Below are 19818 nucleotides of genomic sequence, written 5' to 3'. Positions count from 1 at the left end.
GCCGCACGGACACCGGGTACGTTCGAAGACCGCCCGCGCAGTCGTGTGCGAGAACGCGCGTTCGGCGACCACACGGTACGGTGCTGGGACGCCCGTCCATTCATGATGGCGAGAGCGAGCGGCACCAGGCCTCCGGGTACGAGCGGTGAGGGGAGACTACGCGCATGGGCACGGACGAGGGGACGTCACGGGGTGACGGGCCCGATCGTGACGACCGCGGTGGTCCGCACGGCGATCCGGTCCGGGACCTGTTGCTCGGTGTGGCCAATCAGATCGACGCGCTGGCGGGTCTCTTCGCGGGTGGCACGCAGGACGCGGGCGCGGCTGCCGCCGGGTATGTAGCCGCGTTCGGTGCCGACGGCCCGGTCGGCCAGACACTCGCCGGTGCGTCGGGGGAGATCACCTCGTTGCTGCGCGAGATCGGCGACCTCATCGCCCGGCTTCTCGCGGCGGTCATCGCCGTCCTCGAGGCCATCGCGGAGGCTCTGCGGTCGGCTCCCAGCTCGGTGTCGGAACCGCGGAACTACGAGCCGATCGCGGTTCGGATCGGCAGCCCGCGTCGTCCGGACGCGTCCACCGCACCCGAGCAGGAGCAGTGATGGGTGAGCTGACGATCGGGATCGACATCGGCGGCACGAGTGTGCGTGCGTCGGTGGTCGACGACCGCGGCACGATGCTCGACACCCTCCGCGCGCAGACGCCGCCCACCGCTCAGGCCCTCGAACACTGCCTGGACCGTCTCGTCGGCGAGCTGACCTCGAGGTGGGACGCGAAGGCCGTCGGGCTCGCGATCGCCGGGTTCCTGACCACCGACCGCAGCATCGTCCGGTTCGCGCCCCATCTGCCGTGGCGTGAGGCCCCGGTGGCCGAGGACATGACCCGACGCGTCGGCATCCCGGTGTTCGCCGAACACGACGCCAACGCGGCGGCGGTGGCCGAGGTGCGGTTCGGTGCGGCCGCGCGTGGACACAACACGGTGGTGCTCGCGATCGGTACCGGCATCGGTGCCGGTCTCGTGATCGACGGCGAGATCTACCGCGGGAGTTACGGCGTCGCACCGGAACTCGGACACCTCGCGATCGTCCCCGACGGTCGTGCCTGTGCCTGTGGCAAACGCGGATGCTGGGAAAGGTATTGCAGCGGAACCGCTTTGGTTGACACCGTGGTCGAGTTGCTGGCCGACGGCGACTGGGGGCGCAGCCAGCTCGCCGCCGACGTCGCCGCCGACCCCGGTTCCCTGACCGGCCGGCGGGTCGCCGGTGCGGCCGCCGACGGCGATGCCGTGGCCCTGGCGGCCTTCGCCCGGTTCGCGACCTCCCTGGGACAGGGTCTGGCGATGATCGCAGACATCTTCGACCCGGACCTGATCGTGCTGGCCGGCGGCGTCGGCGCGGCCTCGGGCTTGTTCCTCGACGAGGCGCGTGAGCACTACGCGCGGCAGGTCACCGGTGCCGGCCACCGTCAGCTCGCCCGGATACGTGGCACCCAGCTCGGTGAGACAGCCGGTGTCGTCGGCGCGGCCGAGGTTGCGCGCCAAGCACTTCGGACGGCGGCGAGTCGCTCGACGCCGCCGTCTGCCGCCCGCTGAGGAAACCGGGGCCGGTCGGTAGAGTCGACGCAGGTAAGGTCTTGATGTCGGGACCACGGGGTGCGGGTTCCGGCGGTGGGGGTCCGCTGTCGACACCGGCATCGGGTCAGGAGTAATGCGCGGCGAGGAGAGTCTCATGTGGTACTGGGCGTTCAAGTACATCTTCCTGGGACCGTTCCTCCGCGTCTTGGGTCGCCCGAGGATCGAGGGACACGAGAACATCCCGGTCGACGGGCCCGCCATCCTGGCGAGCAACCACCTCGCGGTGATGGACAGCTTCTTCCTCCCGCTGATGGTCGACCGCCGGATCTACTTCCTCGCCAAGAGCGAGTACTTCACCGGCACGGGTCTCAAGGGCGCGTTCCAGCGGTGGTTCTTCACCGCGGTCGGTCAGATCCCCATCGACCGGTCGGGCGCGGCCGCCGCCGAAGGTGCCTTCACCGCCGCACGCCGCCAACTCGACAAGGGCAAGCTGATGGGCATGTACCCGGAAGGCACCCGCTCACCCGATGGCCGCCTGTACAAGGGCAAGACCGGACTCGCGCGTCTGGCGATGGACACCGGAGTGCCGGTCATCCCGGTCGCCATGATCGACACCCACAAGTTCAACCCGCCCGGGTCGATCCTGCCGCGCCCCACGAGGGTGACCGTCCGCATCGGCAAGCCGCTCGACTTCTCCCGCTTCGAGGGAATGGAGGGCAACCGCTACATCGAGCGCGCCGTCACCGACGAGATCATGTACGAACTCATGCAGCTCTCCGGCCAGCAGTACGTCGACGTCTACGCCGCGAGCCTCAAGAACAAGGCCCCGTCCACCGAGTCGCAGGCTGCCGACGCGGCCGCCTGAGCAGTGCGACCCGCAACCCAGTGCACGGCACCCTGATCGAGGTCGCGTGCGACATCGACCAGGGGTGAACGACGTCGACCGAGCTCCTACAGTTGCAGCGATGTCGCACGCGACGTCATTTCGCACTCGCTCATCCGACGCGCCGAACCCCTCGCGCGTGATCGGTGACGCGTTGTCCGGCCGAGAGAGTCTCTCGTCCTTCACGACGGCCCGGCCGGCCGACCGCGGCCACTGAGGTGCGCGAAGCGGCGGTCAACCCACGCGCGGAAAGCGTTGACGACCGGGGTGCTAACCCGCTTCGCCCACCCGCGCGTCGTCGAGGACGGCGCACAGCTCGGGAATCCAGTCACGGTCGGCGGGTACGACGTCGTCGAGATCGAGCCGGCGTAGTTCGTCGGCCGAGAACCACTGCATGTCCAGATGTTCCAGGGCGGCCGGGGTTCCGGAATGTAGGCGGGCGCGGTAGGCGTACAGCATCAGGCCGTTGGGGAGGGTGACCTCCGCCCCGATACGCGCCGCCACCTCGATCTCGGCCCCGAGTTCCTCGCGGATCTCGCGGGTGAGAGCGGTCGCGTGGGTCTCGCCGGATTCGACTCGGCCACCGGGCAGTTCCCACTTGCCGGCGAGCTCGGCCGGATGTGCGCGCTGGGCGAGCAGAACCCGACCGTCGTCGACGATGGCCGCTGCCACCACATCCTGCGGGCGGTCGTCGGTTCGGTGGGCGCCGCGCGCCGCACGGGTGGCGATCAGCCAGCCCATCGTGACGAAGGTGGCGATCGACCAGGCCGCTCCGAACACGGCCTCGACGGCAGCCTGGGGCTCGGGTCCGTATTCGATGAGGACGCGCAGGATCCATGGGATGCCGAGCCCGGCGACGACCACCCACATGCCCAGGATCGCGCGGGCGCCGGGGCGTCGAGCGCCCGCGCCGTGTACGAGCCAGACGCCCAGGGGCACCACCCACACCCAGTGGTGGACCCAGGAGATCGGCGAGATCAGCAGGCCGAAGAACTGCACGACGAGCAGGACGCCGAGGGCGTCGGACACCGCGCGCCAGGTGAACACGGCCACGACGGTGGCGACCAGGACGCCGAGGAACCAGATCCAACCGGTGCCGACATCGAAGCCGACGAACCGCGAGAGGGTCCCGCGCAGGCTCTGGTTGATGACCGCCTGGACGGGGCCGATGCGTTCGGCGTCCCCGAACAGGGTGCCGTAGTAGGTCCGGGTGACCTCCGGGAAGAGCAGCAGGCAGCCGAGGACCGTGAGCACGAAGGCGAACGCCGCCGACAGTGCACCCCACGGCTTGCGGACGGCGAGGTACCAGAGGCCGCTGATGGCCGGGGTGAGCTTGATGCCGGCCATGAGGCCGATCAGTGCGCCGCCCGCGAGCACACCGCGCTCGCTCGGGGTCCCGTCGGCTCGACGCGCCCAGGAGATCGCCATCAGGGTGCCGAGCATCAGGAAGACGTTGATCTGGCCGTAGTCCAGGGTCACCCGGACCGGCTCACACCAGATGGCCGGTGCGGTCCACAGCGCCGCGAGCGCGTGGACGTCGGTGGACCGGCCGCACAGTCGGAGCGCGAGCACCACACAGGCGTAGAGGGCGGCGAAGGTCGCGAGCTGCCAGCCGATCGCCACGATGTCCCACGGGATCAGCGACAGGGGATAGAGCACCACCGCGGCGAACGGTGGGTAGGTGAAGGGCAGCGCGAAGTCCGTCTCACCGGAATAGGTGAACAAATAGAGCGACCCGTCGGCGAGACCCGCCGAACCGTCGCGGTAAACATGCAGGTCGACGAAGTTCCTGCCGTTCACGGTCAGCGTGTCCCAGACGAGCCGCGCGATGATCGACGCCGCCAGGAGAGCGGTCGCCAGCACAGACCTGGAGCGCACGAATTACCAGGGTAGCCAGCAAACGACGGCAATGGCGAAACGTACATCGCCCGGGCGCGTGTGCGGGTCCCGTCCGAGGGTGTCCCGGGACGTGGAAAAACGGCGTGTGAAACTGTCCCCATGCGGTTCTTCTACGACTCGGAGTTCATCGAGGACGGAAACACCATCGAGCTGGTCTCGATCGGGGTCGTCGGCGAGGACGGCCGTGAGTTCTATGCGGTGTCCACCGAGTTCGATCCCGGCCGCGCCGGTGACTGGGTGCGCGCGAACGTGTTGCCCAAACTGCCGTCCCCGTCGTCGCCGGTGTGGAAGGACCGCCGCCGGATCCGTGAGGACCTCCTCGAGTTCCTCACCGCCGACGGGACCGACATCGAACTGTGGGCGTGGGTGGGTGCCTACGACCACGTCGTCCTGTGTCAGATGTGGGGTCCGATGACCGCGCTGCCGCGTCCCATCCCGCGTTTCACCCGGGAACTCCGGCAGCACTGGGACGCCGCCGGCCGTCCCGCACTCCCGCCGGCGCCCTCCGACGCCCACGACGCACTGAGCGACGCGCGGCACAACCTGCGCCGCTGGGAGGCGATCGAGGAGGCCCGGCGGAAGATGGCCGGCTGACCCGGCGCAAATCGCGGGCGCGTCTGCTTTACGCTGGACAAGTGGTGAACTGGACCGTAGACGTTCCGATCGACGAACTCCCCGAGCTGCCGCCGTTGCCCGGTGGCCTCCAGGAGCGTTTCGACGACGCGATGAGCCGCCCCGCGCTGCAGCAGCCGAGCTGGCCCGCCGAGGAGGCACGCAAGATCCGCACCGTCCTGGAGTCGGTGCCGCCGATCTGCATGCCCGCCGAGGTCCAGTCGCTGTCGTCGCAGCTTGCCGACGTCGCCGAGGGACGGGCCTTCCTGTTGCAGGGCGGTGACTGCGCGGAGACCTTCGCCGACAACACCGAACCCCACATCAAGGCGAACATCCGCACGCTGTTGCAGATGGCCGTCGTGCTGACCTACGGCGCGAGCCTTCCGGTGGTGAAGGTCGCGCGCATCGCCGGCCAGTACGCCAAGCCGCGGTCGTCGAACGTCGACGCCCTCGGCCTGCCGTCGTACCGCGGCGACATGGTCAACGGCTTCCCGGCCGACGAGGCCGTGCGTGCCCACGATCCGTCGCGTCTGGTGCGCGCCTACGCGAACGCCGCCGCGGCCATGAACCTGGTCCGTGCGCTCACCCAGGCCGAGGCCGACCTGCACCGGGTCCACGACTGGAACCGCGAATTCGTGCGGACGTCGCCCGCCGGCGCCCGGTACGAGGCACTCGCAGCCGAGATCGACCGCGGTCTGCGGTTCATGGACGCCTGCGGCGTCACCGATTCGAGCCTCCACTCGGCGTCGATCTACGCCTCGCACGAAGCGCTCGTCCTCGACTACGAACGCGCCATGCTGCGACTGGCCGACGACCCCGCGGCCGACGCGAAGAGCGGGGACAAGGTCCTCTACGACCTCTCGGCACACTTCCTGTGGATCGGTGAGCGCACCCGTCAGCTCGACGGCGCGCACATCGCGTTCGCCGAGCTGATCAACAACCCGATCGGCGTGAAGATCGGACCGACGACGACGCCCGAGCAGGCCGTCGAGTACGTCGAACGACTCGACCCGCACAACGTTCCGGGCCGCCTGACCCTCGTCGCCCGGATGGGCAACGGAAAGGTGCGCGAGGTGCTCCCGGCGATCGTCGCCGCCGTCGAGGCGACCGGTCACAAGGTCATCTGGCAGTGCGACCCCATGCACGGAAACACCCATGAGGCCTCGACCGGCTTCAAGACGCGGCACTTCGACCGCATCGTCGACGAGGTGCAGGGCTTCTTCGAGGTCCACCGTGCGCTCGGCAGCCATCCGGGCGGCGTGCACGTCGAGCTGACCGGTGAGAACGTCACCGAGTGTCTCGGTGGCGCACAGGAGATCTCGGACCTCGACCTCGCCGGCCGCTACGAGACCGCATGCGACCCGCGCCTCAACACCCAGCAGTCGCTCGAGCTGGCGTTCCTCGTCGCGGAGATGCTGCGCGGCTGACACTTTCCGGCGACGGGGCGAGTGGTTTCGATACGCCTCGTCGCAGGCTCCTCGGCTACTCAACCGGCGGTCGTGGGGCTCGTCGCAGGCTCCTCGGCTACTCAACCGGCGGTCGTGGGGCTCGTCGCAGGCTCCTCGGCTACTCGACCAGCGGTTCTCTCCGCCGACCGTATCGAGGTCAGCCGATCGTGAGATAGGTGCTGCCGACCCAGAACCCGGCAGCACCCAGACCGACGGCGATCAGCAGCACCAGGAGAATCCACAGCAGCGCGCCCAGGCGTCCGCCCCCGACGAGTTCGGGTTCGAGCGGGGCCTGGTCGCGCGTGTCGGCGGCGTCCCGCCCGCGCGATCCCGGTCGATCGTTCCGCTCGCGGGCAGGCGGGACGGGCCGATCGTCGGCGGGTTCGACGACCGGTCGGACCGGTGCCGCGGGGGAGTCCGGTGACGAGGCGCCCGGTTCATACGGGCCGGGTGCCGACTGGATCCGCGTTCCGTGACCGCCCGGTCCGGCCGCGCGGTAGCGCGATTTCATCTCGCGCTCGCGCGACCGCTTCGGCGCGGGCACGGTGAACGGCGGCAGATCGAGGTCGTCGGCAACGGTGAGCAGGGCGCGCTGCATCTCGAAACCGTCGGCGTACCGGTCGGCGGGGTTGCGTTCGGTCGCCCGCAGCACGATCTCGTCGAATTCCGCGGGGACACCCGCGATCACGTCGCCCGGCGCGGGGACGTCGTAGGTGAGTCGCTGGTAGGCGAGAGACAGCGGCGAGTCGCCGTGGAAAGGTGTTCGGCCCGTCAGCATCTCGAACATCATCACGCCCATCGAGTAGACGTCGCTACGCGCGTCGGCGTGGGTGGACTCGACCTGTTCGGGCGAGAGGTAGGCGGCGGTACCGAGGATCACGCTGGCCGAGGTCACCCCTGCCTCCGCGACGGCGCGCACCAGTCCGAAGTCGGCGACCTTGACCTCACCGGCGTCGGAGATCAGCACGTTCTCGGGTTTGACGTCGCGATGGACCAGTCCCGCGGCGTGGGCGGTCCCGAGACCGCCGAGTACGGGTTCGGCGACGGCCACCACGGCGTGCGGGGGCATCGGTCCGCGCTCGCGCAGCAGCTCACGCAGGCTTCCGCCGTCGACGAGTTCCATGACCAGGAAGGCGATGCCGTTGTCGATGCCCTGGTCGTAGACCGCGACGAGACCCGGGTGTTTGAGGCCGGCGACCGCGCGCGCCTCGAACTCGAAGCGGCGCAGGAACTGCGGATCGCCCGAGTACCGCGAGTCCATCACCTTGACCGCCACGTCGCGGCCGAGCCGGAGGTCGACACCGAGGTAGACCGCCGACATGCCACCCCGCGCGATGGGAGCGTCGATGCGGTACCGGTCCTCGAGGACGGTCCCGAGCATCGGGTCGACGGGGGAGTTCACCCCGCTGAATCTACCTGCAGCACCGTACCGTCGGGGTCATCGGCGCGTGTGAGCTGCGGTCGGTGTCGGACCTCGGGCGGGCAGGCGGGGATCGGCGGTTTCACCGGACCCGGAAGTACCGCTACGCTTCTTCCCGTGGGTTCCATACCGTTGTCGCCTGACACCCTGTCCGCAGATGTCGAGATGTTGTCGGTCGACGAGGTCGCCGACCGGCTCGCGGTGTCCACCAACCGGGTGCGCACACTCATCCGCGACCACAATCTGCTCGCCGTCTCCCGCGGTGGACATCCGGTGATCCCGGCGCTGTTCTTCGACGACGAGGGCGTCGTCAAACACTTCTACGGCCTCGTCGGGGTCCTGCTCGACGGGGGTTACACCCGGGACGAAGCGATGACCTGGCTGTTCACCGTGCAGGAAGACCTCGATCTGCATCCCGCCGCGGCCCTGCACACCGACTTCGCCCGCGAGGTCATCCGCCGGGCGCAGGCTCAGGCCTTCTGACCGCGTCCTCCTCGGCCGCCGGCTCGTCCGTTGCGCCGGTCCGGTCCGACCCCCACGCCCATCGCCCGAACCGGCCGAGCCGCAACGGGTCTGGGCGCAGCAGTGACCAGGCGGCGAGTCCGGCCAGCAGGAACGCCAGGGTGAGTTCGACGGGCTTGTAGAAGACGATCGCATCGTCTGGCTGGAACACGATCAGCATGAAGGCCGAGACCCCGACCACGCTCGCCCGTGCCCACGGCGGCAGCGTGAACGCCACCGCGATCGCCAGCACCCACGTGTAATACCAGGGGAGCGTGGACGGTTCGAGCAGGAGCACGGCCAGCATCGCCCACGCCATACCCGCGACCGCGTGCCGGGCGTCGTGCCGGTGACGCCACCACAACGCGACGAGTGTGACCGCGAGGATCACCGAACCGATCGCGCGCGTGATCTCGAGCACCGGTTGCAGATTGAGAGCGGCGAACGGGGCGGCGACCAACGTGACGAGATGGGCGACGAAGGTGGGGAGCGTGAACCAGTTGATGATCACGTCGGCCCAGCCCAGACCCGTCAGCCAGCCGAATCCCAGACCGACCAGCAGAGTCCAGACGCCGAACACCGCGAGCGAGACACCCACGATCGCGGCGAAGACGCCGACGACGTCGCGGGCGGTCACCGGGCGGCGGGACCGTATGTGGGACAGCCAGATCCACAACACGAACGGGATCGCGATCCCCGCGGTGATCTTGATCGACACCGCGAGGGCCAGCACCGCGGTGCCGGTGACGTGCCGGCCGGTCACGACCAGGACGAGACCCGTGGTGAGCACCCCGGCCATGAGGAGTTCGACGTGAGGTCCCGCGACGAGATGGATGAGGACCATCGGGTTGAACAGTGCGAGCCAGAGACCGGCCTGCGGCGAGGCGCCGAAGTGGCGCGCGAGTCGCGGGATCGCCCACAGCGACAGGAACAGCCCGGGCAGCAGCACGAGCCGCACGGCCAGGACGCCGGCGACGGCATGGTCACCGGTGATCTCGGTGACGACACGCAGCAGTCCCATGGTGAACGGTCCGTACGGCGCCGTGGTGGTGGCCCAGACAGTGGCCATGCTGTCGACGAGTGGGCCCGGATGGTGGGCCGGACCGTCGGCGTACGGATCGAACCCCGCACCGAACACCGCACCCTGGGCGAGGTAGGCGTAGACGTCACGGCTGTAGACCGGAACGGCCACGAGCAGCGGCGCTGCCCAGACCAGTAGCCACCGCTGCAGGGTCCGAGTGGACGGGGAGTTCGCGGAACCGGTCGCGACCCGGCGACCCAGCCGGACCCAGGCGAAGACCATCAGAAAGACCCCGAGCCAGAAGAAGGTCCCGAAGAGGTTCTTGCCGTGGCCGTAGGTGATCCAGCTCAGCCCCAGGTCGGTGAGCGTCGTGCTGTTGCGGGGCGGATCACCGACTCCGAAACTGCCCACGCACACCAGGATCGAGCCGATCGCGCCGATGATCAGATCGCCACGTGCGGGACGGTCGCGTCCGCCCGCGGGCGTGGGCGTCGCAGTTGGTGCTTCCACGCCGGGGTTCACGCCTCGCGATGTGCGGTCCGGTGGGCGACCGCGGTGAGTTCGGTGCGGATGTCGTCGCCGATGTCGGCGGCGTCGAGTGCGGCGAGAGCGGCGCCGAGCAGGTCGTCGATCTTGCCCTCCATCTCGGCGACCGCGCCGACATCGACGAGAAGTGCTCGCGCGGAACCCAGTTCGTCGTCGTCGAGAGGGCGGCCGATGAACGTGCGCAGGCGGCTCCCGAGTGCGGGGTCGGAGTCGTCCGCTCGTCGCAGCGCGGTGGCGAGCAGGGCGGTGCGCTTACCCGAGACCAGGTCGTCGCCGGACGGTTTGCCGGTCCGTTCGGGGTCGCCGAAGACGCCGAGCTGGTCGTCGCGCAACTGGAAGGCGATGCCCAGGTCGTGTCCGATCTTCCGCAGCGTCGCGACCAGATCCTCCGACGCGCCGGCGAGTCGCGCCCCGAGTTCGAGCGGGCGGGCCACCGTGTACGCGGCGGTCTTGAACTCCATCACGCGATAGGCCGCGGCCGCGGAGTCGTCGCCGCTGGCCTCGTTCACGATGTCCAGGAACTGGCCACCGAGCACCTCCGTGCGCATCGCAGCCCAGGTGGCGCCGACGGCGGGCGGCAGGGGACGGTACTCGGGGGTGGCTGAGCTTGTCTCTCCGCTGGTTGAGCTTGTTTCTCTGCTGGTTGAGCTTGTTTCTCTGCTGGTTGAGCTTGTCGAAACCCCCGGCCGGTGATCGTGCACGAGGTCGTCGGCCCACGCGAGTGCGAGATCGCCGGCCAGGATCGCCGCGGCCACCCCGTGGTCGGCGGGGTCACCCGCCCAGGAGGCCGCGGCATGCCGCGACTGGAACACACGGTGCAGCGTCGGCTGTCCGCGCCGGGTGTCGGACCGATCGATGATGTCGTCGTGGATCAGGGCACAGGCCTGCACGAGTTCGAGGGCCGCGCCCACCCGCAGCGCGTCGCGGGCCTCGCGGCCGACGGTCGACGCCTCATCGGGGTCGACGCGCCCCGACTCGCTCATGCCGCACCGCCACCCGGCGAAGGCGAAGACCGGCCGGATCCGCTTCCCGCCCTGCAGCACGAAATCCCGGACCAGCTCCGCTGCGGTGCCGACCACCGGGGCGATGTCGGACGCAGCGGGTACCGCGACGTCGAAGAAATTGCGCAATTCGGTCTCGACGGCCGCCGGGACCGCATCGAGCGAGGTCGGCGTGGGGAAGGCGGAGGTCACCCTGCCAGGCTATGCGAATCGCTCTCTACACTGTTCGGGTGACCCCAACCGCTCCGGCACCCTCGATCGTCGAACGCCTGTCCGCCCCGCACCGTGGACCGGTGCCGTTCTCCGTCGAGTTCATGCCCCCGCGCGACGCCGAGGGCGAGGCCCGTCTGTGGCGCGCGGTGCGCATCTTCGAGCGGCTGTCCCCGGCGTTCGTCTCGATGACCTACGGCGCCGGCGGGTCGACGCGCGACCGCACGGTCCGCATCACCGGTGAGCTCGCCGCCCAGACCACCCTGCTACCGGTGGCGCACCTGACCGCGGTCAACCACAGCGTCGCCGAACTGCGCGCGCTCGTCGGTGCATATGCCGACCAGGGCATCACCAACATCCTCGCGCTCCGCGGCGACCCGCCCGGCGATCCGCTCGGAGAGTGGATCAAGCACCCCGACGGCGTCGAATACGCGGAGGAACTGGTCCGTCTCATCGGCACCCTCGGCGACTTCCACGTCGGCGTGGCGTCGTTCCCGGAGGGCCACCACCGTGCCCCGGACCTCGAACACGACACCCGCAACCTGGTGAACAAGCTGCGCGCGGGCGCCGAGTACTCCATCACCCAGATGTTCTTCGACGTCGAGGACTACCTGCGGCTGCGTGACCGGGTGCAGGCGGCCGACCCCGAGCAGGGCGCCAAGCCGATCATCCCGGGCATCATGCCGGTGACCTCGCTGGCCAGCATCAAGCGCATGGCCGAGCTGTCCGGTTCGGTGATCCCGCCGAAGGTGGTGGAACGGTTCGCCAGGGCTGCGGGCGACGGACCCGAGGAGGATCGGGCCGCCGTGCGCGCGGTCGGCATCGACTTCGCGACCGAGACCGCGGAACGACTCATCGCCGAGGGCGCACCCTGCCTGCACTTCTGCAGCCTCAACTTCGCCAAGGCGACCAGCGAGGTGCTCGCCCGGCTCGGCGTGGACGTCGACGCGGCGCTGCACGTGCCGGCCTGAGCGTTCCCGCCTGGCGGCCGGTCCGGGCAGACGGCTCTCAGCTCTCCTTGGGCGTAGTCGCCGCCGTCGGGTCGGCGGCTGCCGAGAGTCCCTCGCCGGACAGGGTCGACGGTGCGGTGTTGGTGGAAACCGGTCGTCCCGGCCGTGGGCCGCGGTACCGCTTCGAATAGGCGATCCGCACGATGACCAGCACCGCGATCAGGCAGACGATGGCTACGAACCACGACCAACTGCTCACTGCGGCGGTCGCCGGATCCGGGTAGGTGGCGTCGGCGCTGAAATCCGACGGTTCGCCCGGCGCCGGGGTCCAGGTGACCGTCGACTCGCCGACCTGGTCGCCGTTGGTGGCCGTCACCGGCCCGCCGAACGTGACCGTCAGCTGCACGAAGTCGCGGACCGGGGTGAGGTCGGAGAGGTCGGTGTCACCGCGGAAGCGGACGACCTCGCCGCTGCGCTTGGCCGTGAGGTCCATCGTCAGCGAGGTCTCGCCGTACGCGTCGGCGATGATGTCGCCGAGCTGCCCGAACTGGCCGGCGGTGAGATCGGTGAAACTCGCGCGGCTGCCGACGCGCGTGACCGCCTCGCCGGGCTTGTCACCGGAGCCCTCGTTGTCGTCTCCCGCGGACCCCGACGGCGCGGCCGACTCCGCACTCTCCTCCGGCGTCTCCTTGAACTCGGTCACCGAGACCTGCCCCAACATCGATTCGGGGAGATCCAGCTGCGGCGCGCCACGAGGATTGTCCGGCGACGTCGCGACGATGACGCTGCCGGAATACCGGTCACCCACCGTCGTCGATCGCTCGAGACAACCGGCCATCAGCGGGGACAGAAGGAGCGCCACGATCACCACCGCCACCGGCATCAGCCGGCGGCGTCGGGACTGATCGCGGAGGGACTCAGGTGCACCCTGCTCGGGAATCGACGATCGCACGCTGCTCATCGTGCCAGACGCTCAGCCGAACAAACGTCTCCGACGCTCAGCCGAACAAACGTCTCAGCCGAACAAACGTCTCCGACGCAGTGCGGCGTGGCCGGCGATGTATCCACTCGCACCGGTCACCCCGCCACCGGGATGTGTCGACGCACCTGCCAGGAGGAGACCGTCGGCACCGGGGACACGGTGGCCCGCCAGGTCCGGGGTCGGACGCCACATGAACATCTGGTCGATCGACATCTCCACGTGCATGATGTTGCCGCCGATCAGGCCCAGTTCGGATTCGAGGTCCTCCGGGGTCTGCACATGACGATGGGCGATCGACTCCGCGAAACCCGGTGCGTGACGGTCCACCTCGGCGCAGACCGCCGCTGCGGCCTGCGCGCCCAGTGTCGACCAGTCGCCCTCGGCGAGCCGATACGGATGCCACTGCGCCCACAGGTTGATCGCGTGCCGACCCTCCGGGGCGAGGGTGGGATCGATCGCCGAGAAGCTCATCGCAACGACGGCGGGCCGCGGCGGCAGTGCGCCGACCGCCGCGGCCGCATGCGCGCCGACCAGGTGCGCGCGATCGGTGACCAGCAGCCCGAGGGCCGAGTGGACGCCGTGCGCGGGCAGGTCGTCGGGGAGGTCGCGATATGCGGGCAGTGCCGTCGTACCGAGGCGCACCGCCATCCCGATCCCGCTACCGACCACGATGTCCCGTCGCCAGCGGTCGAGGGTCCCGGCGTCGAAACCGCCCGCCGCCAACATGTCCAGGGTCGTCAGCACGTGGCAGGCGTTGATCACCGTCGGCGCGCACCGACGTTCGCCGGATGCGGTCTGCACCCGCCAGTGGTTCCCGCACCGGGTGATCGAGACGGCCGGGTCCCCGCACGCGATCCGCCCACCGTCGGCCTCGATGCGGTGGACGAGCGCGTCGGTCAACGCGCCGCTGCCACCGATCGCCCGGCCGGGCGGGATGCGGTGCATCAGCGCGGCGAACCCGACCATCGGAGCGCTACCGGGTGCATTCATCGGCGGTCCCGACTGGGCGCCGAACCAGGCGAGTCCCGCCTTGAGCTGTTCGGAGTCGAAATAGCGGTCGAGGAGGGAGTCGCCCGAGGCCATGAGCTCGGCGGTCAGGTTCATCATCGCGCCGCTGCGGCGTCCGATGAGGCCGGTGCGTTCGGTGCTGGCGGTCGAACCGAGACCTCTGAACGCCCGGCCGAACTGCCGCATGGTCGCCGGCCGGTAGAACGCGTCCATGACGGCCGCCGACCGCGGCGTCCACGTCTCGACGAACTGTCGGTACGCCGCGGCATCCTTCGCGCCACAGGCCCGTTCGATGGAGGCGCAGGTGGCCTCCAGGTCGGTGCGGAAGACGATCGCCGGTGCGGTCGCGGTCGCCGGGACGAAAGCCCAGGGGTCGCAGTCGACGTAGCGCAGTCCGTGCGCGGCGAGGTCGAGGTCGTCGAGGACGGGGGAGTGCCGGATCATCAGGTGCGCCGAGGAACCGCGATCGATCCGATGACCGGGGAAGCGCTCGACGGTCGACACGGCGCCGCCGGGGATCTCGTCGCGTTCGAGCACCTCGACGTCCCGCCCGGCCTGCGCGAGATACGCCGCGGCGATCAGGCCGTTGTGACCGGCGCCGACGATCACCGCGTCGCGCCGCTCGCCGTGCCCGCTCATGCGGGTCCTGTGCCGTGCGCGATCGTTTCCGGGTGTGCCATGTCCTTTATCCTGCGGGTCGTGCTGGACCAGCCGACGGCGGTTGGAGTTCCAGGGGGAGCGGGCGGCCCAGGAATGCGAACGGCCGCGGGTCGCCGGTGAACGTGAAATGCCGGAGCACGTCGGAGAACCCCATCCGCCGGTACAGCGACCACGCGCGGTTCTGCTCGGCCGGGATCTCCGGGGTCGACAGCAGGACGTGGCGTTCGGGCCGGTCGGCGAGTAGGCGTGCGAGCAGCAACTGGCCGATGCCGCGTCCCTGTGCGGTCGGGTGTACGTGCAGTTCGGTCAGCTCGAAGTAGTCGCGGGCGATCATCTCGATCTCCGCGGGCGAGCGTCCGGTCTGCCGCAGCCCGAGCCGGAGTTGCTGATTCCACCACTGGCCGGTCGCCCCCGTGTACCCGTAGGCGATGCCCACGAGAACGTCGTCGGGACCTGAGCCGACGGGCGTTCCGACCCGACGCCGGGCGGTCGGCATCGCCTGCGCCTCGTGCGGGGGCAGCGAGGCGATCGCGCCGATCGCGCGCCAGCCCGGCCGGGCGATGTGCTCGCGCCAGAGGGCGGCTCGGTGCACCTCGGTCCCACGGGGATATCCCATCGCGGTCACGTAGACGTCGAGCGCGGGCTCCAGCCACACGCGGGAGTCCTGACCACTGAGGTTCACCAGGCGGACGGTCACCGGCGGGTCGTCTTCCGGCTCGCCGTGCGGGCCCGCACCGACCCGGCCAAGCGTTCTCCGACCATCTGGTGTGACTGTCCTCTCGGTGCGGCGGACTCGGCGGAATCGGGTCGCGGGACGCGGTGTTGTAGAAGGGTGCGGGTCGCGGACCCACGCCTTGAAGAGACGCGTGCCGCTAGCTATATTGAACGTGTCGAACGGGTGTTCGATGAATGTGCCTCCGCAAGCTGTTCGCGTTCATCCCGACGACATGACGGTCCGGTGGCGGACGAGGGAAGCGTCTGCCACCGGCCACCGTCGTCCGCGAGTGAGGAGGATGCCATGCCCGGTCGGCCCACATCCCGCCGGTCCGCCCCCGTCGACCCGGTGATGGTCGGACGCGCGCGCGACCTCCTCCAGCGCGCACATCTCCTACTCGACAATGCCGACGGGGTCGAGGACGACGCCGAGCGATTTCGTCAGTTCTATCTTGCCGCGCTCCGTGCCGCCGGAGCCGCGCTCGCGATCGGTGAACCGATCGGTCCCGCTCGCCGTAAGACGTCGAACGCCTGGACCCGGATTGGTGTGGTCGCCCCTGAACTCGCGCCGCTGGCGGCGCGCTTCGCCGCGCTGTCGCCCGTGCGGATGAAGATCGAGTCGGGGATCATCCGAACGCTCGACCCCGACAGTGTCGCCGGCATGCGACTCCTCGTCCTCGACTTCCTTCGTCGGGTCGAAACCCTGGTCATCGCTTACGAGCAAGGCAAATTCGGGACAGAGGACCCCCAAATCGGGCGAACAGCGTGAGGCCGGACACACTTTCGGCGTTCCGTTGTCGTACCGGTATGTGCATCCGGCGCTGCAACAGCGAGTAATGGTGGTCGCGGCAGATTTCACCTCGTATCATGGGAGAATAAGGCGCAGACGCCTCACTGGTCGTGGTTGACCGTCGTCGGCGTCGCGGATCAGGGAGAAGGAGGGTCGGTGCCACTTTCGGAGCACGAGCAACGCATGCTCGAACAGATCGAGAGCGCTCTGTACGCGGAAGACCCCAAGTTTGCGTCCAGTGTCAAGCGTCGTCGGCTGGGCAAGTCGAGTGGCCGTCGTCGCCTACAGGCGGTGGCGATCTTCGTCGTCGGCCTCGTGATGCTCGTCGGCGGTCTCATCGTCAAGATCGACATCGGAGGATTTCCGATCGTCAGCCTCCTGGGTTTCCTGGTGATGTTCGGTGCCGGCCTCTTCGCCCTCTGGGGTGACGACCTCGGCGACTCCGCGACGTCCTCGCCACGCGGGGGAGGCAAGAAACAGTCCGGGTCATCGGGCTCCAAGCGCAAGCTGTCGGAGCGGATGGAAGAACGATTCAACCGTCGGTTCGAGCAGGAGTAGGTTTCCGCCGGCCTGACGGGCACAACTCGTAGAAGAGCCGCGCACCCCACGGGGTGCGCGGCTCTTTTGTCTGTCCTCCCCTCGGCTCTCCCCGCCGTGACCCACTCCCGGCCCCTTCCTCCAACCGGGGTTCCCCACCTTCCCCCACAGGGAGGCCCCACTTTCCCCCACCCGGGCACCCCACCTTGCCCCACCGGCGCGGAGACGCAGGTCGCACGGGTATCTGGCGCCTCATCCAACGCGTCTGTCACACGCCTGACCGACGTCCAGCGGACGCGGATCGCCGTGGACACGCAGGTAGCTCCAAATATTTTGCGTGCCTGAACTGCGAATTTGCTGATCGTGGGAGCTGGTGTGGGCCTCTGGGGTGGAAAGTGGAGGAAAGTGGGGTACTGTGGCATCACTGGGTGAGGCGATCCGGAGCGTGGAACCCAGGGGCAGGAGGTGTCGACATGTCCGTGCGATTTGTCGGCACCTACACGCCGAAATTGGACGACAAGGGGCGACTCACGTTGCCCGCCAAGTTCCGCGACGCACTGGCAGGAGGGGTAGTGGTCACCAAGGGCCAAGACCACAGCTTGTCGGTGTACCGGACCGAAGAGTTCGACGCGATCGCGGCGAGGATCGTCGAGGCGTCACGCAACGACCCTGACCTGCGTGCGTTTCAGCGGACGTTCTTCGCCGGTTCGGAAGAACAGCGACCGGACGGCCAGGGCAGGATCAGCCTGTCCTCCGACCATCGCGTCTACGCGGGACTGTCCAAGGAATGCGTGGTGTTCGGCAGCTTCGATCACCTCGAGATCTGGGATTCGGCCGCATGGGACGAGTACCAGTCGCAGCACGAGGAGAACTTCTCGGCGGCGAACTCGGCCGCGCTGAACGCGGTCTTGTAGCCGAGAGGGGACGAGGCGGAAGCGGTGCACGGGCTTCGGGTGGCACGAGGCCCCGATCCGGTCCGACCCTGGCGTACTTCCCCAACGCCAGGTGCGTGATCGGGTCGGGACCTCGCTCCATCCGGGCGCGGCACGAGGCGAGAGTCCACCGTCCGCGACACGACACTCCGACAAGTCCTTTCGCACCGAAACGCCGACTCTGCCGACCGACATGGCCGACACGCCGATGGGGGCCCTCCGTGGATGACACTGGTGACGACACTCGCCGCTCCGGCGAGTTCGGCCACATCCCGGTCATGGGCCGGCGGATCGTCGAATTGCTCACCCCGGCACTGGAATCCGAAGACCGACGCGTGTTCCTCGATGCGACGCTCGGTGCCGGCGGACACAGCGAACTCATCCTGAACACGTTCCCGAACGTGCACCTCGTCGGCATCGACCGCGACGCCTCGGCCCTGGAGATCGCTCGACGCAGACTCGAACCGCACGCGGACCGGATCTCGCTGCACCAGGCCACCTTCCACGAGATCGCCGATGTCCTCGACGAGGCCGGTGAGGAATCCATCGACGCCGCCCTGTTCGACCTCGGTGTCTCGTCGATGCAGCTCGACCAGGCCGGCCGGGGATTCGCCTACTCGGTGGACGCCCCGCTGGACATGCGGATGAACCCCGACGACCCGCTCACCGCAGCGGACGTGCTCAACACTTACAGCCACGGCGAATTGGCCCGGGTCCTTTCCGAATACGGGGAGGAGCGCTTCGCCGGCAAGATCGCCTCGGCGGTGCTGCGCGAGCGGGAGAAGGAACCGTTCACCACCAGCGCACGCCTCGTCGAGCTGCTCTACGCCACCATCCCGGCGGCGACGCGGCGCACGGGTGGTCACCCGGCGAAGCGGACCTTCCAGGCGTTGCGCATCGAGGTCAACCACGAGCTCGACGTCCTCCGCGAGGCGTTGCCGACAGCACTCTCCGTGCTCACGGTCGGCGGACGCGTCGCGGTGATGAGCTACCAGTCGCTCGAGGACCGAATCGTCAAGCGGGAGTTCGCGGCTCGCACGACCTCGACCTCGCCGCCCGGTCTGCCCGTCGAGTTGCCGGGAACCGCCGCGGAGTTCCGCCTCCTGACCCGCGGCGCCGAGCGTCCCGACGAGGAAGAACTGACCACCAATCCGCGATCGGCACCGGTGCGAGTCCGGGCGGTCGAAAGAGTCGAGAAGAAGGGCTGATCATGACGATCCTGCACGAGGCCCCCAATCGTCCCGGCTCCGGACGTTCCGGCGGCAGGCGTTCCGACACCGGACGTTCCGAGGAGGAACGCGACACCCGGCGGTCGCGGAGGGCGCGCATCGAATCCGAGCGGGCGACGCGCTCGCGGGCGGCCCAGCGTGCGCTGGATCGCCGTCACAAGCGCATGGCGGCCGGTACGAGCGCACCCCGCGCGGTCCGTGGTGGTCTGTCGATGTCCGGCGTCTCGTTCCGGGAACGGTTGCAGCACACGCCTTTCGTGGTCCCGGTGATCGCGTTGCTCGTCCTGGGTCTCGGTCTGAGCCTGTGGCTGTCCACCAAGTCGGCCCAGGACTCCTACAAGCTCGGCATCGAGCGGACGGAGAACCAGTCGCTCATCGATCAGCGGGATGCGCTGAAGCGAAGCTACGAATCCGGCAACTCTGCTCCCGAACTGTCCCGGGAGGCAACGCGTCTCGGCATGATCCCGGCGGACAATCCGGCGCGGATGATCGTCGACGACCCGCGACGGCCCCGTATCGTCGGGAAGCCGGCACCGGCATCGGGGAAGCCGATGGCCGATCTCAACCCCGAGCCGAAGCCCGACCCCACCGAGACCATCGATCCGCGCAAGGTGGACGACTCGATCGGGCTCGGCGGTGGTGCCGCCGGCACACCCAACCCGCCTGCGCAGCAGAGTCCGACGCAACCGAGCCCGACGCAACCGAGCCCGACGCAACCCGATCCGGATCCGGCCCAACCGAATCCATCGGCGACACCTGGTCAGGGAGAGGGTCCGTCGACGTCGACCGATCCGGGGACAACACCTCAGCCGTCGCCCTCGACACCGGTCCCGGCACCGAATGTCGTGCCCCGTACGTGAGGTGCTCGCCGGCCGTGGGGGCCGTCACAGTGCTCCCATCGATCT

The 19818-nt window shown here is 69.2% G+C and carries 19 protein-coding genes; 12 read left to right on the top strand and 7 right to left on the bottom strand.

Annotated elements, in window-relative coordinates:
• Positions 1-164: 164 nt before the first annotated feature.
• From GAA2_RS15120 to GAA2_RS15110, 3 genes are all read left to right on the top strand, one after another.
• Entirely contained in the window at positions 165-599 is a 435-nt protein-coding gene (locus GAA2_RS15120) for a hypothetical protein (RefSeq protein WP_024500396.1), read from the top strand.
• Positions 599-1588, top strand: a complete 990-nt coding sequence (locus tag GAA2_RS15115; RefSeq protein WP_024500395.1) for an ROK family protein — start codon at positions 599-601, stop codon at positions 1586-1588. Before GAA2_RS15120 ends, GAA2_RS15115 begins: the two co-directional genes overlap by 1 nt.
• Before the next feature lie 136 nt (positions 1589-1724).
• A complete protein-coding gene (locus tag GAA2_RS15110) occupies positions 1725-2435 on the top strand; it encodes a lysophospholipid acyltransferase family protein (protein WP_024500394.1) in 711 nt (236 codons plus the stop codon).
• A gap of 288 nt (positions 2436-2723) precedes the next feature.
• Here the strand turns inward: GAA2_RS15110 and GAA2_RS15105 are convergent, their stop codons facing one another.
• Positions 2724-4316, bottom strand: a complete 1593-nt coding sequence (locus tag GAA2_RS15105) for a glycosyltransferase 87 family protein (protein WP_024500393.1) — start codon at positions 4314-4316, stop codon at positions 2724-2726.
• Positions 4317-4451: 135 nt separating this feature from the next.
• Here GAA2_RS15105 and GAA2_RS15100 point away from each other — a divergent pair, with 135 nt between their 5' ends.
• Both GAA2_RS15100 and GAA2_RS15095 read left to right on the top strand, forming a co-directional pair.
• Complete coding sequence (locus GAA2_RS15100) at positions 4452-4946, top strand: polyadenylate-specific 3'-exoribonuclease AS (RefSeq protein WP_006434978.1); 495 nt, start codon at positions 4452-4454, stop codon at positions 4944-4946.
• 41 nt (positions 4947-4987) lie between these two features.
• On the top strand, positions 4988-6391 hold the full coding sequence (locus GAA2_RS15095; RefSeq protein ID WP_024500392.1) for a class II 3-deoxy-7-phosphoheptulonate synthase: 1404 nt from the start codon (positions 4988-4990) through the stop codon (positions 6389-6391).
• Positions 6392-6569: 178 nt separating this feature from the next.
• Here GAA2_RS15095 and GAA2_RS15090 read toward each other — a convergent pair whose 3' ends face one another.
• Positions 6570-7814: a protein kinase domain-containing protein gene (locus GAA2_RS15090; RefSeq protein ID WP_024500391.1), complete on the bottom strand. Its 1245-nt coding sequence runs from the start codon at positions 7812-7814 to the stop codon at positions 6570-6572.
• Between the two features lie 135 nt (positions 7815-7949).
• Between GAA2_RS15090 and GAA2_RS15085 the strand changes: the two genes are divergently transcribed.
• Positions 7950-8315 (top strand): Rv2175c family DNA-binding protein, encoded by a 366-nt coding sequence (locus GAA2_RS15085; protein ID WP_024500390.1) that lies wholly within the window; start codon positions 7950-7952, stop codon positions 8313-8315.
• Here GAA2_RS15085 and GAA2_RS15080 read toward each other — a convergent pair.
• Both GAA2_RS15080 and GAA2_RS15075 read right to left on the bottom strand, forming a co-directional pair.
• Positions 8284-9876: an alpha-(1->6)-mannopyranosyltransferase A gene (locus tag GAA2_RS15080; protein ID WP_024500389.1), complete on the bottom strand. Its 1593-nt coding sequence runs from the start codon at positions 9874-9876 to the stop codon at positions 8284-8286. The two genes, GAA2_RS15085 and GAA2_RS15080, sit on opposite strands and share 32 nt — an antisense overlap.
• Positions 9873-11093 (bottom strand): polyprenyl synthetase family protein, encoded by a 1221-nt coding sequence (locus tag GAA2_RS15075; protein WP_024500388.1) that lies wholly within the window; start codon positions 11091-11093, stop codon positions 9873-9875. Before GAA2_RS15075 ends, GAA2_RS15080 begins: the two co-directional genes overlap by 4 nt.
• 11 nt (positions 11094-11104) lie before the next feature.
• Between GAA2_RS15075 and metF the strand changes: the two genes are divergently transcribed.
• The gene (gene metF, locus GAA2_RS15070) at positions 11105-12082 is read left to right on the top strand and encodes a methylenetetrahydrofolate reductase [NAD(P)H] (protein WP_024500387.1); all 978 of its coding nucleotides are present in this window, start codon (positions 11105-11107) and stop codon (positions 12080-12082) included.
• A 37-nt stretch (positions 12083-12119) separates the two neighbouring features.
• On the opposite strand, the gene GAA2_RS15065 is transcribed toward metF, so the two are convergent.
• From GAA2_RS15065 to GAA2_RS15055, 3 genes are read right to left on the bottom strand one after another with little or no spacing between them, the layout of a single operon-like run.
• Entirely contained in the window at positions 12120-13022 is a 903-nt protein-coding gene (locus GAA2_RS15065) for an LppM family (lipo)protein (RefSeq protein WP_024500386.1), read from the bottom strand.
• 54 nt (positions 13023-13076) lie between these two features.
• Positions 13077-14690 carry a phytoene desaturase family protein gene (locus tag GAA2_RS15060; RefSeq protein WP_024500385.1) on the bottom strand — a complete coding sequence of 538 codons (1614 nt, stop codon included), beginning with the start codon at positions 14688-14690 and terminating at the stop codon, positions 13077-13079.
• Between the two features lie 46 nt (positions 14691-14736).
• Complete coding sequence (locus GAA2_RS15055; RefSeq protein WP_024500384.1) at positions 14737-15408, bottom strand: GNAT family N-acetyltransferase; 672 nt, start codon at positions 15406-15408, stop codon at positions 14737-14739.
• A gap of 321 nt (positions 15409-15729) precedes the next feature.
• Here GAA2_RS15055 and GAA2_RS15050 point away from each other — a divergent pair, with 321 nt between their 5' ends.
• The 5 genes from GAA2_RS15050 to GAA2_RS15030 all read left to right on the top strand — a co-directional run bounded on the left by GAA2_RS15050 (position 15730) and on the right by GAA2_RS15030 (position 19773).
• Positions 15730-16194, top strand: coding sequence for an SAV_6107 family HEPN domain-containing protein (locus GAA2_RS15050; RefSeq protein WP_006434988.1), 465 nt, complete (start codon positions 15730-15732; stop codon positions 16192-16194).
• 177 nt (positions 16195-16371) lie between these two features.
• A complete protein-coding gene (locus tag GAA2_RS15045; protein WP_006434989.1) occupies positions 16372-16773 on the top strand; it encodes a DUF3040 domain-containing protein in 402 nt (133 codons plus the stop codon).
• Between the two features lie 452 nt (positions 16774-17225).
• The gene (gene mraZ, locus GAA2_RS15040) at positions 17226-17666 is read left to right on the top strand and encodes a division/cell wall cluster transcriptional repressor MraZ (RefSeq protein ID WP_006434990.1); all 441 of its coding nucleotides are present in this window, start codon (positions 17226-17228) and stop codon (positions 17664-17666) included.
• Positions 17667-17905: 239 nt separating this feature from the next.
• Positions 17906-18892 carry a 16S rRNA (cytosine(1402)-N(4))-methyltransferase RsmH gene (gene rsmH, locus GAA2_RS15035; RefSeq protein WP_024500383.1) on the top strand — a complete coding sequence of 329 codons (987 nt, stop codon included), beginning with the start codon at positions 17906-17908 and terminating at the stop codon, positions 18890-18892.
• A 2-nt stretch (positions 18893-18894) separates the two neighbouring features.
• Positions 18895-19773, top strand: coding sequence for a hypothetical protein (locus GAA2_RS15030; protein ID WP_024500382.1), 879 nt, complete (start codon positions 18895-18897; stop codon positions 19771-19773).
• Positions 19774-19818: the final 45 nt, after the last annotated feature.

It is taken from the genome of Gordonia ajococcus (genome assembly GCF_012974285.1).
GTDB lineage: Bacteria > Actinomycetota > Actinomycetes > Mycobacteriales > Mycobacteriaceae > Gordonia > Gordonia amicalis.
The sequence above is the reverse complement of the archived record's forward strand: the minus strand, read 5'-3'. Positions and strand labels throughout refer to the sequence as shown.

Excerpts from the sequence above, each read along its gene's own strand:
- GAA2_RS15030 (WP_024500382.1), top strand. The coding sequence starts at position 18,895 with ATGACGATCCTGCACGAGGCCCCCAATCGTCCCGGCTCCGGACGTTCC.
- GAA2_RS15050 (WP_006434988.1), top strand. The coding sequence starts at position 15,730 with ATGCCCGGTCGGCCCACATCCCGCCGGTCCGCCCCCGTCGACCCGGTG.
- GAA2_RS15060 (WP_024500385.1), bottom strand. The coding sequence starts at position 14,690 with ATGAGCGGGCACGGCGAGCGGCGCGACGCGGTGATCGTCGGCGCCGGT.
- metF (WP_024500387.1), top strand. The coding sequence starts at position 11,105 with ATGCGAATCGCTCTCTACACTGTTCGGGTGACCCCAACCGCTCCGGCA.
- mraZ (WP_006434990.1), top strand. The coding sequence starts at position 17,226 with ATGTCCGTGCGATTTGTCGGCACCTACACGCCGAAATTGGACGACAAG.
- GAA2_RS15115 (WP_024500395.1), top strand. The coding sequence starts at position 599 with ATGGGTGAGCTGACGATCGGGATCGACATCGGCGGCACGAGTGTGCGT.
- GAA2_RS15065 (WP_024500386.1), bottom strand. The coding sequence starts at position 13,022 with ATGAGCAGCGTGCGATCGTCGATTCCCGAGCAGGGTGCACCTGAGTCC.
- GAA2_RS15100 (WP_006434978.1), top strand. The coding sequence starts at position 4,452 with ATGCGGTTCTTCTACGACTCGGAGTTCATCGAGGACGGAAACACCATC.
- GAA2_RS15120 (WP_024500396.1), top strand. The coding sequence starts at position 165 with ATGGGCACGGACGAGGGGACGTCACGGGGTGACGGGCCCGATCGTGAC.
- GAA2_RS15110 (WP_024500394.1), top strand. The coding sequence starts at position 1,725 with ATGTGGTACTGGGCGTTCAAGTACATCTTCCTGGGACCGTTCCTCCGC.